The sequence below is a fragment of the Micromonospora sp. NBC_01740 genome (genome assembly GCF_035920365.1).
In the GTDB taxonomy this organism is placed as follows: Bacteria; Actinomycetota; Actinomycetes; order Mycobacteriales; family Micromonosporaceae; genus Micromonospora; species Micromonospora reichwaldensis.
Window position 1 is genome coordinate 3,120,149 of the sequence record NZ_CP109150.1, and the last position, 16,204, is coordinate 3,136,352.

Genomic DNA, 16,204 nt, shown 5'->3' on the forward strand with positions numbered 1-16,204 from the left:
TCAGGTGCGGGGTCGTCTTGAGGGCCGGGTGGCCGTGGTCACCGGAGCGGGCAGCGGGATCGGGCTGGCCACCGTGCGGCGGTTCGCCGCCGAGGGGGCCCGGGTGGTCTGCGTGGACGTCGACGCGGAGGCCGGCGGGCGGGCCGCCGAGGAGGTCGGCGGCGAGTTCGTCGCCACCGACGTCGCCGACGAGGCGGCCGTACGGGACCTCTTCGACGGGGTGGCCGAGCGGCACGGGCGCATCGACGTGGCGTTCAACAACGCCGGCATCTCCCCGCCGGAGGACGACTCCATCCTGACCACGGGGCTGGACGCCTGGGAGCGCGTGCTGCGGGTCAACACCACGAGCGTCTACCTCTGCTGCAAGCACGTCATCCCGCACATGCGCCGGCAGGGCAAGGGCTCGATCATCAACACCGCGTCGTTCGTGGCGCTGATGGGGGCGGCCACCTCGCAGATCGCGTACACGGCGAGCAAGGGCGGGGTGCTGGCGATGACCAGGGAGCTGGGCGTGCAGTTCGCCCGGGAGGGCATCCGGGTCAACGCGCTCTGCCCCGGCCCGGTCGCCACCCCGCTGCTGCTGGAGCTCTTCGCCGCCGACCCGGAGCGGGCCGCCCGCCGGCTGGTGCACGTGCCGATGGGACGGTTCGGCGAGCCGGAGGAGATCGCCGCCGCGGTGGCGTTCCTGGCCAGCGACGACTCGTCCTTCATGACCGCCGCGCAGTTCGTCGTCGACGGCGGTATCACCGGCGCGTACGTCACCCCGCTGTGAGCCGGCCACTGATCGGGATCACGGCGTACGTCGAGCCGGTCGGTTGGGGGGTGTGGCGGGACGTGCCGGCGGTGCTGCTGCCCGAGGCGTACGTCCGGGCGGTCACCGCGGCCGGGGGCCGGGCGGTGGTGCTGCCCCCGGACGACCGCGACGCGGACGTGCTGCGGGTGCTCGACGGGCTGGTCCTGGCCGGCGGCGCGGACGTCGACCCGGCCCGGTACGGCCAGCCGCCGGCGCCCCGCACCGAGAGCCGGCCCGGCCGCGACGCGGGCGAGCTGGCCCTGCTCACCGCGGCGCTCGACACCGACCTGCCGGTGCTCGGGGTCTGCCGGGGGATGCAACTGCTCGCCGTCGCCGCCGGCGGGGCGCTGCACCAGCATCTGCCGGACCTGGTGGGGCACGACCTGCACCGCCCCGCCCCCGGCGTCTACGGCGGGCACGGCGTGCGGTTCGCTCCGGCCAGCCTGGCCGCGACGGTGATGGCCGGGGTGGACCGGGTCAACTCCTACCACCACCAGGCGGTGGCCGACCCGGGCCGGCTGGCGGTGACCGGCTGGTCCGACGACGGGGTGGTCGAGGCGGTCGAGGATCCGCACCGGCCCTTCCTGCTGGGCGTGCAGTGGCACCCGGAGAACGAGCCCGATCCACGACCGATCGCCGCCCTGGTCCGGGCCGCCCGGGAAGGCCGGGCCGGCCCGGCGCGCCGGTGACACACTCCCCGCCACCGTAGCGGCGGGCGGGTGGGGGTGTCGCACATCACAGTCGCCTCCCGGGGTGCCTCTCATCCAGGGCCGTATCGTCCCGTGCACGGGACTGAAGTGCGGCGCTGGTCCAGATTCGGTTGACCAGCCGTCCTGTGTGGACCTGGCCCGGCGACGCCGCGGTCGGGGGACGGCGGCCCGGTGCGGCGGACGTGAACAGCGCACGCCGGGGGGTATGCGTTACGTTGCTCGTCCGTCGGGGTACCAAGCGGGGCACGGCCGGTCGGATCACCGGGCCGAGGCGGTGACGGCCGGAGCGGGAGGAACTATGAGTTCGGCCCAGGGGGGCGTGGACGAGGGTTGCCCGTCCGAGGTGGGCCAGGAGGTTGATCTTCCCCCGTTGCTGGCTGCCGCCTTTGCCGGTGGCGGCGAGATGGGCGAGTTGATGGGCAGCCTCGACTGGTCCGGCCATCCGCTCGGCACCCCCGACCGGTGGCCGCCGGCGCTCTGTTCGGCGATCGGCCTGATGCTCGCCTCCAGCGCGCAGATCGTCATGTTCTGGGGCGAGGACGAGCTCGCCTTCTACAACGACGCCTACCGTCCCACGATCGGTGGCAAGCACCCGGACGTGCTGGGCCAGCCGGCCCGCGAGCACTGGGCGGAGACCTGGAGCGTGCTCGGGCCGCTGCTGGAGGGCGTCCGGCGGGACAGCCGGTCGTACCGCGCGCAGGACCACCCCTTCCCGCTCGACCGGCGCGGCTTCCTGGAGGAGACGTACTTCGACGTCTCCTACGACCCGATCCTGGCCGCCGACGGCACCGTCGCCGGCGTCTTCTGCATCGTCAACGAGACCACGGGCCGGGTGGTCGGGGAGCGCCGGCTGCGGCTGCTGGCCGAGCTGGGCACCGACCTGGCCGAGGTGGACAGCAGGCCCGAGCTGGGCCGGGTCGCGGCGGCGGTGCTCGACCGGCACCGGCCGGACGTGCCGTTCTCGCTGGTGTACCTGCCCGACGAGGGCGGGAACCTGGTCCTGACCGGGTGCGGCGGTGTCGGCCCACGGGCGGTCGCCACGCCCCCGCCGGCGCGGCTCGCCGAGGTCACCGCCACCGGCACCGCCGCCACCGTCGCCGTCACGGACCTACTCACCGAGGCTCCGGCCGACGCGACCGGTGAGGCGCTGGTGCTGCCGGTCACCGCCGGGAACGAGACCGTGGGCGCGCTGGCCGTCGGCGTCGCCCGCCGACAGCCGCTCACCGACGAGTACCGGGACTTCTTCGACCTGGTCGCCGCGCAGCTCTCCCGGGCCGTCGGGCGGCAGCAGGCGTACGAGCAGGAACGCACCCGCGCCGCCGAGCTGACCGCCCTGGACCGGGCCAAGACCAACTTCTTCGCCAACGTCAGCCACGAGTTCCGCACCCCGCTGACCCTGGTGCTCGGCCCGCTGGAGGACCTGCTGGCCGACCCGGCGCTGCCGGAGGCGTACACCGAACGGCTCGCCACCATGCACCGCAACGCGCTGCGGCTGCTCAAGCTGGTCAACACGGTGCTCGACTTCTCCCGGCTGGAGTCCGGGCGGCTGGCCGCCCGCTACCAGCCCACCGACCTCGCCGACTACACCGCCCGCCTGGCCAGCACGTTCCGGTCGGCCACCCAGCGGACCGGGCTGCGCCTGGTCGTGGACTGCCCGCCGCTGCCGGCGCCGGTCTTCGTGGATCGGGACATGTGGGAGAAGGTCGTCCTCAACCTGGTCTCGAACGCGGTGAAGTTCACCTTCGACGGCGAGATCCGGGTGCGGATCCGCGCCGTCGACGGGGCCGCCCGGCTGGAGGTCACCGACACCGGCGTCGGCATCGTGCCGGAGGAACTGCCGCAGGTCTTCGAACGCTTCCACCGGGTGCCCGGGGTGCGTTCGCGCAGCCACGAGGGCACCGGGATCGGCCTGGCACTGGTCCGCGAGCTGGTCGAGATGCACGGCGGCGAGGTGGCCGTGCGCAGCCGCGTCGACGAGGGCAGCACATTCACCGTGACCGTTCCGTTCGGCGCCGGGCACCTGCCGGTCGAGCGGGTCGTCGACGCCGGCCCGCCGGCGCAGGTCGAGCTGGCGCAGGCCGACCTCTACGTCGCGGAGACGGCGCTCTGGACCGGCGCCGCCGGGTCGGCCGACGGTGCCGGCTCGGCCCGGGGGACCGGCGCCGCCGGCCGGATCCTGGTCGCCGACGACAACGCCGACCTGCGCGAGCACGTCACCCGGCTGCTCTCCCCGTCCTGGGAGGTGGTCGCGGTCACCGACGGCGTGGAGGCGCTTCGGCACGCCGTCGACGGCTCGTTCGACCTGGTGCTGACCGACGTGATGATGCCCCGGCTCGACGGGTTCGGGCTGGTCGCCGCGTTGCGTGCGGATCCGCGTACCCGGCACCTGCCGATCGTGCTGCTCTCCGCCCGGGCCGGCTCCGCCGAGGAGGTCGCCGGGCTCGCGGTCGGCGCCGACGACTACCTCACCAAGCCCTTCTCCGGCCAGGAGCTGACCGCCCGGGTACGGGCCAACGTCGAGCTGGGCCAGCTCCGCGGCCAGATCATCCGTGGGCTGCGGGCCCTGGCCGACGCGGCGGTCGCGGTCAACACCGCCCGCTCCACGGCCGACGTGCTCCAGGTCGCCGCGCGGCACGCCCTGAGCCTCGCCGAGGCCGCCCGGGTGGTGGTCTCCGCCACCGGGATGCGCTTCGAGGCCGACGGCGGCGGGCTGGCCTCGATCGAGCCGTCCTTCGTGCTGCCGCTGACCGGCACCGCCGGCGAGCGGCTCGGCGAGCTGCGGGTCTGGCGTCCGGACGGCGACGGGACCCACACCGACGAGGCCGCGCTCACCCAGCTCGCCCGGCTGGTCGGCGTGCGGCTGGAGAACGCCCAGCTCTACGAGGCCGAGCACCGCATCGCCACCACGCTCCAGCACAGCCTGCTGCCCCGGTCGCTGCCGCAGCTGCCGGGCGCCCTGGTGGCCAGCCGCTACCTGCCGGGCAGCGCCGACGTGGAGGTCGGCGGGGACTGGTACGACGTCGTCGCGCTCGGCGACGACGAGCTGGTGCTGGCGATCGGCGACGTGGTCGGCAAGGGCGTGCGGGCGGCCGCCGCGATGGGCCAGCTCCGCAACGCGCTGCGGGCGTACGTCCTGGAGGGCTTCGATCCCGGCGAGTCGCTGACCCGGCTCAACCGGCTCGTCGGCACCAACGAGGGCCGCTCCTTCGCGACGGTGTTCTGCCTGTGGTTCAGCCCTCGTACCGGCCGGATGCGGTACGCCAGCGCCGGGCACCCGTCCCCGCTGCTGATCCGAGGAGACGACGTGGCGTTCCTGCACGACCGGGCGCTCGGGCCGCCGGTCGGGGCGATCCCCGACACGGCCTACCGGACGGTCGAGGGGGAGCTGGCCGCCGGGAGCCGCCTGCTGCTCTACACCGACGGGCTGATCGAGGACCGGCAGCTCGGCATCGACGCCGCGCTGGCCACGCTGCGGCAGGACGCGGCCACCCCCGGCGAGCACGTGACCGATCTGATCGACGCCGTGGTGGAGCGGATCGCCGGGCGGCCGTTGCGCGACGACGTCGCGGTGCTCGCCCTGGAGGTGGCGGAACTCAACCGGTTCGCGCTGCGGCTGCCGGCCGATCCCACCCGGCTCAGCGTGCTGCGCAAGCGGCTGGAGGACTTCCTCGTCGCGCACAAGGTCAGCGAGACGGACCTGTTCGACCTGACCGTCGCCGTCTCAGAGGCGGCCGCCAACGCCATCGAGCACCCGGTCGAGCCGGCCGAGCCGACGATCGGCGTCGAGGTGACCATCTCCGATCGGACGGTGGTCGCCACGGTGCGCGACAGCGGCCGGTGGCGGGAGTCGACCGGATCGGGCTTCCGGGGGCGGGGACTGTCCCTCATCGAGGCGCTGGGGGAGCTGTCGGTGCACCGTACCGCCGAGGGGACCGAGGTGACGCTGCGCCGGCGGCTGGCGGACTGAGCGCGGCCGGCGGTCCTCCGGCGCGCGACCGGCCCTACGGCGCGCGGTGCGGGGGTCAGGCCGGGCGGAGCCAGGCCTGGTCGGCCAGGCCGGAGATGTCCAGCACCCGGTGGACCTGCCGCGACGGCAGCACGGTGAGCGCGCCGGGAAACTGCTGGGCCAGCCGGACCACGGCGTGGATGGCCGCCGAGTCGAAGAAGGTGACCGCCCGCAGGTCGAGCGTCACCCGCTCGGCCGGCTCCCGCAGCGCGGTCTGGAACATGACGTCGGCGGTGGCCATGTCGACCTCGCCGGTGACCAGGACGCGGAGGTGGTCGCCGTCGACCTCCGCGGTGGCGGAGAAGACGGGAGACGTGCCATCCCCTTGATCCACGGAGCCACAATTGCACAGCGGACCGGGCACGGCAACAACCGCTCCGGCCGGGCGGTGGCGGGGGTCACCACCGGGCGCGGCGATAAACTCGCCTCATGACCGTCCGTGCGCCGCTGACCCCCGGCACGCTCACCCCGTTGCGGCCCGTGCCCGCCCACATCGTCCGCCCGGAGTACGTGGGCAAGAAGCGTCCCCAGGAGTGGCGCGGCTCCCACGTGCAGACCCCGGAGACCATCGAGAAGATGCGGGTCGCCGGTCGGCTCGCGGCGCAGGCCACCCAGCTCGCCGGCGAGCACTGCAAGCCGGGCGTGAGCACCGACGAGATCGACCGGGTCGTGCACGAGTTCCTCTGCGACCACGGCGCCTACCCGTCGACGCTGGGCTACCGGGGCTTCCCGAAGTCCTGCTGCACCAGCCTCAACGAGGTGATCTGCCACGGCATCCCCGACTCCACCGTGCTCGCCGACGGCGACATCATCAACGTCGACGTGACCGCGTACCTCGACGGGGTGCACGGCGACACGGACGCCACCTTCTGCGTGGGCGAGGTCGACGAGGAGGCCCGGCTGCTGGTCGAGCGGACCCACGAGGCGATGATGCGCGGCATCCGCGCGGTCGCCCCGGGCCGCCAGATCAACGTGATCGGCCGGGTCATCGAGTCGTACGCGAAGCGCTTCGGCTACGGCGTCGTGCGTGACTTCACCGGCCACGGGATCGGCGAGGCGTTCCACAGCGGGCTCTACGTGCCGCACTACGACAGCCCCCGCCCCACGGACGTGATGGAGCCGGGGATGACCTTCACCATCGAGCCGATGATCACGCTCGGCACCCACGAGTACGACATGTGGGACGACGGCTGGACCGTGGTGACGAAGGACCGCAGGTGGACGGCCCAGTTCGAGCACACCATCGTGGTGACCGAGGACGGCCACGAGATCCTCACGCTGCCGTGACGGAGACCCCGGCGGCGCTGCGTGAGGCGCACCACGCGGACGTCTCCGGCGGTTGGCTGCGCCCCGCCGTCTTCGGGGCGATGGACGGGCTGGTCACCAACATCGCCCTGATCGCCGGGGTGGCGGGCGGCGGGGTGTCGCCGCGCAGCGTCGTGCTCACCGGCGTGGCCGGCCTGGTGGCCGGCGCCATCTCGATGGGGCTGGGGGAGTACACCAGCGTCCGCTCGGCGAACGAACAGGTCGCGGCCGAGGTCGCCAAGGAACGCCGCGAGCTGGAGCGGCACCCCGAGGCGGAGGCGCGCGAGCTGGCCGAGGCGTGGGTCGCCCGGGGACTGCCGCCCGACCTGGCCATGGAGGTCGCCCAGGCCGTCCGGCGCAATCCGGAGGAGGCGCTGCGGGTGCACGTCCGGGAGGAGCTCGGCGTCGACCCGGACGAGCAGCCCAGCCCGTGGGCCGCCGCGATCTCGTCGTTCCTGTTCTTCTCGGTCGGGGCGCTGGTGCCGCTGCTGACGTACCTGTTCGGCGCGACGAGCCTGTGGCTGGCGCTCGCGGTCGGCGGGCTCGGGCTCTTCGTGGCCGGGGCGGTGGTCGCCCGGTTCACCGCCCGGCCCTGGTGGTCCGGCGGTCTGCGTCAGCTCCTGCTCGGCGCGGCGGCGGCCGGCGCCACGTATCTCGTCGGCACCCTCATCGGCGTGCAGGGCGGGCTCGGCTGACCTTCCCGCGCCGGCCCTCCCGGCGCCCGGCGGGCGCCGTCCGGCGCGGTGTCAGCCGTCGAGAAGGTCGTCGACCGTGCCGTCGACGGGGCGGCCCCGGGCCGCCAGCTCGGCCGCCTGGCGGGTCAGGACGACGCCCACCTCGGTCATGTCCGCGCCCGCCAGTCCCGTCCGACGCACCGCGTCGCCCGGGTCCCGGAAGTAGGTGCGGCTGAGCAGTCCGGCGACCGTGGCCGCCGCCAGCCGCGCCTCGCCGAGCATCAGCAGCGCCTGGTCGGTCTCGTACCACTCGGCCAGCCGGGCGGCCCGGGCGTGCGCCGCCCCGCCCCGGTACCAGGCCCGGCGGGCCGCCGTGCTGAACTCGGCCGGCCGGGCCCGGGCCAGCCGGCCCAGGTGCTCGTCGCGCAGGGTGCGCAGCCAGCCGGTGGGGTCGTGCAACGCCCGGGTGCTGACGTAGCGGTCGGCGGTCAACGGCCAGAGCGGGGAGATCACCCGGGCCTGGCGCAGGTAGTCGTCGGCGCCGGCCACGGTCAGGTCGACCAGCACGCCGTCGACCCGCCGCGTCGCCGGGGACGGCCCGCCGCCGGGCCGGTACGTCACCACCAGCAGTCCGACCTCGCCGTCCCCGCCGCCGTCGTCGTCGCCGTGGGCGAGCGGGCCGTGCACCGCGACCGCCAGCACGTCGGCCGGGAACCGCCGGCGCACGGCGTCGGCGACCCGTTCGGCCACCGCCCACCGTGGATCGTCGGGGTGGGGTTCGCCGTCGGCGCCGGTCACCGCACCAGCCTATTCGCGGGCGGTCGGCCCGCCCGGCACGCCGCGCCCGGTGGGCACCAGCCGGAAGACGAGGATCTCCCGGCCGCCGGCCCGCTGGGCGTACGCGCGGTAGGCGGGCCACTCGGTGACCAGCAGCGTCCAGAGGCGGTCCCGTTCGGCGCCGGTGGCGACGTCGGCGCGCACCGGGACGCGGCGGCCCTTGACGGCCACCTCGGCGGCCGGATCGGCGCGCAGGTTCATCGCCCAGCCGGGCTGGTGGGTCTGGCCGAAGTTGGAGCCGACCACCACGTACGCGTCGCCGTCGGGCACGTAGAGCAGCGGATTGCTGCGCGGCTTGCCGGAGCGGCGGCCGGTGGTCGTGATGACCAGCGACGGGATGAGCCCGAGCGCGACCACCCGCCCCCGGGTGAGCCGCCCCACCATCCGGTCGGCGGGGACGAGCAGGCGGACGGCGGCGCCGAACCAGCGGTGGTGACCGACACGGCGGGTCAGGGCTCCCAGTACGGGCACGGCGACCAGTGTGCCCGCTCCCGGCCCGTCAGTCGAGACGTCGCTCGACCGGCAGCCGGGACCGGGTGAAGAAGCCCGCGCCGAGCATCGCGACCAGCGGCACCACCACCAGGACGCCGAGCGTGGTCCAGGGGACCACCACCGGGTACGGCTCCGTGACCGGCCACAGGGCGGCGTACCGGCGGTTGAGGGCGGTCAGGATGATCGACGCGGAGCCGAGGCCGGCGACGATGCCGAGCGCGGAGCCCAGTACGGCGATCACCCCGGACTGACAGAGCGAGAGCAGCCGGCGCAGTCCCGGGCCGGCGCCGACCGCCGCGAGGGTGGACAGGTCGGCCCGCCCCTCGGCCGCCGCCAGCCCGGTGGCGATGGCGGCCGCGCCCAGGGTGATCACCCCGGCGGCGGCGGCCAGCAGGAGCAGCAGCGGCCGCCCCGCGTCGCCCTGCGTGCCCCGGTCGATCTCGACCTGCGCGTGCAGCGGACGTACGGCGGCGACGAACCGGTCCTGCCGGTCCTCGTCGGGCACGCCGTCGGCGGCGATCGCCCAACCGAGCGGGTGGACGTCCAGGCCGAGCCGCCCGGCGGCCGCCGGGGAGAGCAGCAGCCGGTCCGCCCCCAGCGCGGTGGGCAGCGGATATCCGGCGACGGTGGTGACGGCCTGGGGGTCGGGCCGGGCCTGCCCGGCGCGGGTCACCCGCACGTCGACCCGCCCGTCGCGCACGTAGCGTGGATCGGTCACGACCGCGCCGCCTGCCCGCAGCACGGCGGTGGCGGCGGCGACGTCGGCGGGGGCGGCGCCGGTGAGCGCCGGCAGGGCCGTCCCGTCGTCCACCAGGACGTGGAAGTACCGGCCGAGGTGCTCCTCGGGTTCCGCGCAGCGGGCGTCGGCGCGGGCGCGGCGCTGCTGCTCCGGGGTGAGCCTGTCGCCCGGCGTCCACGGGCAGACGCGCTCGGCGGGCAGCACCGGCGAGACCACGCACAGGTCGGTGGCCGTCCCGCACCGGGGCTCCGCCAGCGGCGCCACCGTCCGGACCCCCAGGTGGGCGCGCGCGGCCTCGCTGACCCCGGGCAGGTCGGGCAGGGTTTCCCCGTCCGACCCGGTGACCAGCACCGTGGTGGCCGGCAGGGCCGGCAGGTACATCGTGGCCGACCGGGCGTCGTCGCTGGCCAGGTACACCCCGATGGCGACGCTGCCGGCGACCGCGGCCATCACGGCGGAGATCGCGGGCGCGGTCGACGACCGGTTGCGGCTGGCGTCGCGCAGCGCGATCCGGGGCGCCAGCGGCAGCGACCGCCCGAGGCGGGCGAGCAGGCCGACCAGCGTCGGGGTGGCGAAGACCAGGCCCAGTTCGCCGAGGACGAGGCCGGCCAGGATGACCGCCGGCGCCGTCCGGGCCGCCCCGAACGCGGCCACCGCGGCCCCGGCGGCGGCCAGGACCGCCCCGACTGTCAACCAGCGTCGCCGGTGCGCCGGCGGGGTGCGCCGGCCGGCCAGCCCCGCCACCACGTCCTGCCGGGCGGCCGTCCAGGCCGGGGCCAGCGCGGCCAGCACCCCGGCCAGCACCGCGACGGCGGCGATCGCCGCGAGCGCCTCCGGCCACCAGCGGTACGCGCCGAAGCGCGCGCCGAAGAGGTGCTGCTCCACCAGGGAGCGGCCGGCGAACGCGGCGGCGACGCCCAGCGCGACCCCGAGGGCGGCGCCGACGGCACCCAGCACCACGCCGTCGGCCAGCACGATGCGGCGCAGGTGGGCGTCGTCCCCGCCCGCCACGGCGACCAGCGCGAGGTCCCGGCGCCGCCGCCGTACGCCGACCGCGAAGGCCGGCCCGACGAGCAGCACCACCTCCAGCAGCCCCAGCCCGCCGACGAGCACCGAGACGCTCATCCCCTCCACGTCCATGGCGGAGCGGCCGTACGGCGCGAACGTGACGGTGTCCGACGCCGGGGCGGGGACCCGGGCGTGCACCACGACTCCGTGGGCGTTGAGCCGGCGGAACAGCTCCTCGTCGGGGTCGCCGGGCAGGTCGACCAGCCAGCTCGTGCCCGGCTCGGCCTCCATCCGCCCCTCCGACGGGTGCAGCGTCACCACCGGGCCCAGGTCGTCGGGGTACTCGGCCACCCCGACCACCCGCCAGGAGCGGGCGCCGTCGCCGGACGTGACGGTGTCGCCGAGGCGGGCGTCGAGGCGGCGCAGGGCCGCCGGGCTGACCGCGATCTCATCCGGCCCGGCCGGCGCCCGCCCCGAGTGGAACCGGACCAGCCCCCGCCCGAGCGGGTCGGTGAGGTCCACGGCGCGGCCCGTGAGCGTGTTGTCGACCCGCTCGCCGACCAGGGCGTCGAACGACACCCAGCGGCGCAGCGGGACCACCCGGCTCCCGGCCGGCAGCAGGGCGGCCACCTGCCCGGCGGTGACGGGCCCGGCCGAGGGACCGTCGTCCGGGTCGGTACGCCAGGTCTCGGCCCAGGTGCTCTGCGCGAGGGGGGTCCGCGTCACCCAGTTCAGCTCCGCGTCGGCCGCGCCGAGTTGGCGGTCGGCCCGCTCCACCGGGGTCAGCTCGGACATCCGCCAGCTCACCGCGGTGAAGCTCAGCACCAGCACCGGCAGCGTGATCATCGCGAGCACCAGCGCCGTACGCCCCCGGGCCCGCCGGGCCTCCCGCCGGGCGATCCGCAGCGCGGCCCACCAGGAACCGGCGGCCCGGGCGAGCCGGCCGCCCCGGCCCGCGCTCACCGACCGCTGCCGCTCAGCAGCTGCTCCACGCTGCCCAGCGGGGCCGTCGTGTCGACAAGCACCCCGTCGCGCAGGAAGACCACCCGGTCGGCCCAGGCGGCGTGGCGCGCCTCGTGGGTGACCAGCACGGCGGCGGCCCCGGCGTCGACGCGCCGGCGCAGCAGGTGCAGCACCGCCTCACCGGTCTGCGAGTCCAGCGCGCCGGTCGGTTCGTCGGCGAGCACCAGCCGGCGCTCCCCGACGAGCGCGCGGGCGATGGCCACCCGCTGCTGCTGCCCGCCGGAGAGCTGGTCGGGGAACCGGTCGGCCAGCGCGGTCAGGCCCACCTCGGACAGCGCGTCCAGCGCCAGGCGGCGGGCCCGGCGTACGCCCGTGCCGTCGAGTTCGAGGGGGAGGGCGACGTTCTCCACGGCGCTGAGGCTGCCGAGCAGGTTGAGGTCCTGGAAGACGTAGCCGATGCGGCGGCGCCGCACCTGGGCCAGCCGCCGCCGGTCGAGGGCACCGAGCGGCTCGCCCTCCACGTACACCTCGCCCGCGGTCGGGCCGTCCAGCCCGCCGGCCAGGGCGAGCAGGGTCGACTTCCCCGAGCCGGACGGTCCCATCACGGCGACGAGTTCCCCCGCGCGCACGGCGAGGCTCACCCCGCGCAGCGCGTGCACGGCCGCCACGCCGGCGCCGTGGGTGCGGTGCACGTCACGCACGTCCAGCACCGGCGTGGTCGGGCTCCCGTCCGCCGGCCGGTTCCCCGTGCTCACCGTCGCGCCTCCTCGTCCGCCCGGTCCACCGCCTCGGCAGGCGTCGTCGGGACGCGGCCGGGCTCCGCCGGACGGTAGCGCACGAGGCTGGTCTCGCAGTGGTCCAGCCAGCGCACCTCGGCCTCGGCCTGGAAGACCATGGCGTCCAGCACCAGCCGCCACGGCAGGTCCTCGGGGCGGTCGCTGGCGTACTTCAACCGGGTCAACTCCTGCAACGTCCGCATGGTCGCGCTGCGCTGGGTCTGCACGACCGACCGGACGTCCACCCCGGGGGTGGTCAGCGCGAGGGCGAGCTTGATCGCCAGCTCGTCGCGGGGCCGGTCGGTGCGGCTGATCGGCGTGGCGAACCACAGGGCCAGGTCCGTCCGCCCGGCGTCGGTGATCTCGTACGGGCGCTGCCCCGTCTCGCTCTCGGGCAGCGACCGGACCAGCCCGTCCCGCTCCAGCCGGGACAGGGTGGTGTAGACCTGACCGATGTTCAGCGGCCAGGTCGAGCCGGTCGACTCCTCGAACGCGGCGCGCAGCTGGTAGCCGTACATCTGGCCGCGTTCGAGCAGGGCGAGCAGCCCGTGACGGATGGACATGGCAACGGAGTATGCATACCTGGTATGCGACCCGCAACCGGAGCGGGCGTCGAGGGTCGGCCGGTCAGGCGGGTCGGCCCGGGAACGGCACCGTCAGCGGGGTGATCCCGGCCGTCCGTCGCCAGCGGGTGGCCCGTACGGCGTACTCGACCAGGGCGGCCAGGGCCCTGTCCCGGTCGGCGCCGCTGGTGGCCGGCACCACCGCCCGCCAGAACGCGGCCGTGCGCTCCTCCACCTCGGCGGCCAGCCGCAGCGCGCTCGCCCGGTCGGTGACCGGGAACGGCAGCGTGTAGCCGGCCCGGTCCGGCGGGACGTTCCCGCCACCGGCGCTCAACTGCACGATCAGGTCGTCGCGGCGGCGCCGGTGCGCGGCCTCCGCCTCCTTCGCGGCGGTCCGGGCGGCGCCGGTGAGGCGTACCCCGATGGGCCCGTACGCCCAGATCGCGGCGTACTCGGCGGAGAGCACCGCGCCCAGCGCCCCGGCCGGCCCCGGCGGTGTGGGCGCGGTCACCTCAGCACCTCCATGTGCGTGGCCCGGGCGGCGGCGATCGAGGCGAGCAGCGCGGCCCGCTCCGCCGGCGCCGCCGCGCAGGCCCGGGTCGCCGCCTCCTGGGCGGCGCGTTCGTCCTCGCGCAGCGCGGCCCGTGCCGCCGCCGGGTCGCCCGGCGCGGCGGGCGTGGCCGCGGCGGACGCCGAGGGCAGCGGTACGCCGATGAGCCGGGCGAGTTCGGCCGCGTGCGCGCGGTGCGCCTCGGCGATCGGCGTGAGCAGGCCGGCGAGCGCGGGGTGCGCGGCGGCGGCGTCCCGGTGCCCGGCGGCGAGCCGGAGCGCCTCGTCGAGCAGCGGCGTGAGCGGATCCGGCCCGGGGGTGGGGTCGTCGTCGCGGCTCAGGAGGCCGCAACCGGTCAGCGGCGCCGCCGCTCCGCCGAGCGCCAGGAGCACCCCGGCGCGCAGCACCTTTCGCCGGGAATGCCCGGTTGCCTCGCCGCGTCGTGTCGTTCTGCCCGTCGCCACCGGACAAGTCAACACCATCACCGGCCGTACGTGGGCGACCGGCGTCGGTGCGCCGCCCGGCCCGCCGCGCGGCAGGCGCGTTACGCTCTGCGCAGCCACCGGCGCGTCAGCTCCGGTGGCGTGCCGGCATGGCGGCCGACCGGGTGCCGTCGATCAGCAGGAGGGTGCGGAGATGACGCAGCGTGGCCGTGCCACGAGGTCGACGGGTCCGGCGGGGAGACCCCGACACGCCGACGCCCCACGGGGCGGGGAGCGTGCCGGCGGCCCGCGCGGCGACCTCGCCGCCCGGCGGGCCCGGCTGCGTGAGGTGATCGAGCCGGTGGTTGCCGGCGCCGGTTACGACCTGGAGGAACTCTCCGTCTCCCGCGCCGGCCGGCGGCACGTGGTGCGGGTGATCGTGGACGCCGACGGCGGGATCAACCTGGATGCCGTCGCCGAGGTCTCCCGGGCCGTCTCCGCGGCCCTCGACGCGGCCGAGGAGGCCTCCGGCGACCTCGTCGCCGGGGAGTACCAGCTGGAGGTCAGCTCCCCCGGCGTGGACCGGCCGCTCACCCTGCCCCGGCACTGGCGGCGCAACGTCGGCCGGCTGGTGAAGGTGACCGCCCGCGGCGCGGGCGCCCCGTCCGGCCAACCCGCCGGGCAGCCCACCGGCGACCGGCAGGTCACCGGCCGGGTGGTCGAGGCCGACGACGAGCGCGTGGTGCTGGAGACCGACGCCGGCCGCGCCACGTGGACGTACGCAGAGCTCGGCCCCGGCCGGGTGCAGGTCGAGTTCCACCGCCTCGACGAGATCGAGGAGACGGACGGACCCGACGACATGGACGACACCGACGACTTCGACGACGAAGATGATGTGGAGGACGAGGAGAGGTGAACATCGACCTCGCGGCGCTGCGCGCACTCGAGCGCGAGCGGGAGATCCCGTTCGACACGATCCTCGCGGCGATCGAGACCGCGCTGCTGACCGCCTACCGGCACACCGAGGGGGCGGAGTCGCACGCCCGGGTGGAGATCGACCGCAAGTCCGGCGCGGCCCTGGTCTACGCGCAGGAGCTGGACGACGACGGCACCGTCGTACGGGAGTGGGACGACACCCCGCACGACTTCGGTCGGATCGCCGCCATGACCGCCAAGCAGGTCATCCTCCAGCGACTGCGGGAGGCCACCGACGAGGTGCACTTCGGCGAGTACGTGGGCCGCGAGGGTGACCTGGTCACCGGCGTGGTGCAGGCGCACGAGACGCGCACCGAGAAGGGCATCGTCAGCGTCGACCTCGGCAAGCTGGAGGGCGTCCTGCCGCAGTCCGAGCAGGTGCCCGGCGAGCGCTACGCGCACGGCGAGCGGATCCGCTGCGTGGTGGTGCACGTGGCCAAGGGGATGCGCGGGCCGCAGATCACCCTCTCCCGGTCGCACCCGGCGCTGGTCAAGAAGCTCTTCGCGCTCGAGGTGCCGGAGATCGCCGACGGCACGGTCGAGATCGGCGCGATCGCACGTGAGGCGGGTCACCGTACGAAGATCGCGGTCCGCTCCACCACCCAGGGGGTCAACCCCAAGGGCGCCTGTATCGGCCCGATGGGGCAGCGGGTACGGGCCGTCATGAGCGAACTGCACGGCGAGAAGATCGACATCATCGACTGGTCGGACGACCCGGCGACGTTCGTCGGCAACGCCCTGTCGCCGGCCAAGGCCCTGCGGGTCGAGGTGGTCGACCTGGCCACCCGCACCGCCCGGGTCACCGTCCCGGACTTCCAGCTCTCCCTCGCCATCGGCCGGGAGGGGCAGAACGCCCGACTTGCTGCCCGGTTGACCGGTTGGCGGATCGACATCCGGTCCGACGCCGAGCAGTCCGGTGCCGCCGGCCGGGGCGGAGCTGATCACGTCCCGGAGCCGGGCGGCGCGATCTCGGGCTCCTAGGGGTAGACTTTCTCCAGTGGTACGACGCGCGCTGCCGGAACGCACCTGTGTGGGTTGCCGGCGACGTGCGCCGGCCAGCGAATTGCTGCGGATCGTCGCGGTCGGCGACGAGGCTGGTCACAGCCTTCGGCCCGATCCGGCCCGCAGGCTGCCGGGTCGGGGAGCGAACATGCACCCGGATCCGGCCTGCTTCGCGCAAGCGGTGCGGCGACGCGCTTTCGGGCGTGCGCTGCGCCTCACCGGGGTCCCCGACCACGGTGAGCTTGCGGAGCACGTCGATGCGCCAACCACTACGTCCGGTCAGCCCGACCGGGCGAGGGTCGCTAGCAGGGTAGGACGACCGACATGAGCACACGATGAAGTCCCTGAAATGACCAGGCTTCAAGTGCACGAGTGAGGTCGCTGCGGGT

16 protein-coding genes are annotated in these 16,204 nt (G+C 75.5%); 8 read left to right on the top strand and 8 right to left on the bottom strand.

What is annotated here, in order from left to right; genetic code table 11:
- Positions 1-4 precede the first annotated feature (4 nt).
- The 3 genes from OG989_RS14685 (at position 5) to OG989_RS14695 (ending at position 5,470) form a co-directional block, all read left to right on the top strand.
- Positions 5-772 carry a 3-oxoacyl-ACP reductase gene (locus tag OG989_RS14685; protein ID WP_327030800.1) on the top strand — a complete coding sequence of 256 codons (768 nt, stop codon included), beginning with the start codon at positions 5-7 and terminating at the stop codon, positions 770-772.
- Entirely contained in the window at positions 769-1,482 is a 714-nt protein-coding gene (locus OG989_RS14690) for a gamma-glutamyl-gamma-aminobutyrate hydrolase family protein (RefSeq protein ID WP_151456922.1), read from the top strand. Before OG989_RS14685 ends, OG989_RS14690 begins: the two co-directional genes overlap by 4 nt.
- Positions 1,483-1,801: 319 nt before the next feature.
- Positions 1,802-5,470 carry a SpoIIE family protein phosphatase gene (locus OG989_RS14695; RefSeq protein ID WP_327030801.1) on the top strand — a complete coding sequence of 1,223 codons (3,669 nt, stop codon included), beginning with the start codon at positions 1,802-1,804 and terminating at the stop codon, positions 5,468-5,470.
- Positions 5,471-5,525: 55 nt separating this feature from the next.
- On the opposite strand, the gene OG989_RS14700 is transcribed toward OG989_RS14695, so the two are convergent.
- Positions 5,526-5,843, bottom strand: coding sequence for an STAS domain-containing protein (locus OG989_RS14700; protein WP_327030802.1), 318 nt, complete (start codon positions 5,841-5,843; stop codon positions 5,526-5,528).
- A 95-nt stretch (positions 5,844-5,938) separates the two neighbouring features.
- Between OG989_RS14700 and map the strand changes: the two genes are divergently transcribed.
- Both map and OG989_RS14710 read left to right on the top strand, forming a co-directional pair.
- Positions 5,939-6,796 carry a type I methionyl aminopeptidase gene (map, locus tag OG989_RS14705; protein ID WP_132232796.1) on the top strand — a complete coding sequence of 286 codons (858 nt, stop codon included), beginning with the start codon at positions 5,939-5,941 and terminating at the stop codon, positions 6,794-6,796.
- A complete protein-coding gene (locus tag OG989_RS14710; RefSeq protein ID WP_132232798.1) occupies positions 6,793-7,509 on the top strand; it encodes a VIT1/CCC1 transporter family protein in 717 nt (238 codons plus the stop codon). The genes map and OG989_RS14710 overlap by 4 nt, the downstream gene beginning before the upstream one ends.
- A 51-nt stretch (positions 7,510-7,560) precedes the next feature.
- Here OG989_RS14710 and OG989_RS14715 read toward each other — a convergent pair whose 3' ends face one another.
- From OG989_RS14715 to OG989_RS14745, 7 genes are all read right to left on the bottom strand, one after another.
- Positions 7,561-8,286, bottom strand: coding sequence for a nucleotidyltransferase domain-containing protein (locus OG989_RS14715; protein WP_327030803.1), 726 nt, complete (start codon positions 8,284-8,286; stop codon positions 7,561-7,563).
- Between the two features lie 9 nt (positions 8,287-8,295).
- The gene (locus OG989_RS14720) at positions 8,296-8,796 is read right to left on the bottom strand and encodes a nitroreductase/quinone reductase family protein (protein WP_327030804.1); all 501 of its coding nucleotides are present in this window, start codon (positions 8,794-8,796) and stop codon (positions 8,296-8,298) included.
- A 28-nt stretch (positions 8,797-8,824) separates the two neighbouring features.
- Positions 8,825-11,527 (bottom strand): FtsX-like permease family protein, encoded by a 2,703-nt coding sequence (locus OG989_RS14725; RefSeq protein WP_151455951.1) that lies wholly within the window; start codon positions 11,525-11,527, stop codon positions 8,825-8,827.
- Positions 11,524-12,282, bottom strand: a complete 759-nt coding sequence (locus OG989_RS14730) for an ABC transporter ATP-binding protein (RefSeq protein ID WP_327030805.1) — start codon at positions 12,280-12,282, stop codon at positions 11,524-11,526. The genes OG989_RS14725 and OG989_RS14730 overlap by 4 nt, the downstream gene beginning before the upstream one ends.
- A complete protein-coding gene (locus OG989_RS14735) occupies positions 12,279-12,866 on the bottom strand; it encodes a PadR family transcriptional regulator (protein ID WP_151455950.1) in 588 nt (195 codons plus the stop codon). The genes OG989_RS14730 and OG989_RS14735 overlap by 4 nt, the downstream gene beginning before the upstream one ends.
- A gap of 64 nt (positions 12,867-12,930) precedes the next feature.
- Complete coding sequence (locus OG989_RS14740; RefSeq protein WP_151455949.1) at positions 12,931-13,377, bottom strand: ferritin-like domain-containing protein; 447 nt, start codon at positions 13,375-13,377, stop codon at positions 12,931-12,933.
- The gene (locus tag OG989_RS14745; RefSeq protein WP_327031167.1) at positions 13,374-13,823 is read right to left on the bottom strand and encodes a hypothetical protein; all 450 of its coding nucleotides are present in this window, start codon (positions 13,821-13,823) and stop codon (positions 13,374-13,376) included. Before OG989_RS14745 ends, OG989_RS14740 begins: the two co-directional genes overlap by 4 nt.
- 229 nt (positions 13,824-14,052) lie before the next feature.
- On the opposite strand from OG989_RS14745, the gene rimP reads away from it, so the two are divergent.
- The 3 genes from rimP to OG989_RS14760 are packed head-to-tail and all read left to right on the top strand — an operon-like array spanning position 14,053 to position 16,143.
- Positions 14,053-14,754, top strand: a complete 702-nt coding sequence (gene rimP, locus OG989_RS14750; RefSeq protein WP_327030806.1) for a ribosome maturation factor RimP — start codon at positions 14,053-14,055, stop codon at positions 14,752-14,754.
- Positions 14,751-15,794, top strand: coding sequence for a transcription termination factor NusA (gene nusA, locus OG989_RS14755; RefSeq protein ID WP_327030807.1), 1,044 nt, complete (start codon positions 14,751-14,753; stop codon positions 15,792-15,794). Before rimP ends, nusA begins: the two co-directional genes overlap by 4 nt.
- 16 nt (positions 15,795-15,810) lie before the next feature.
- Positions 15,811-16,143, top strand: a complete 333-nt coding sequence (locus OG989_RS14760; RefSeq protein ID WP_132232814.1) for a YlxR family protein — start codon at positions 15,811-15,813, stop codon at positions 16,141-16,143.
- The last annotated feature ends 61 nt before the right edge of the window (positions 16,144-16,204 follow it).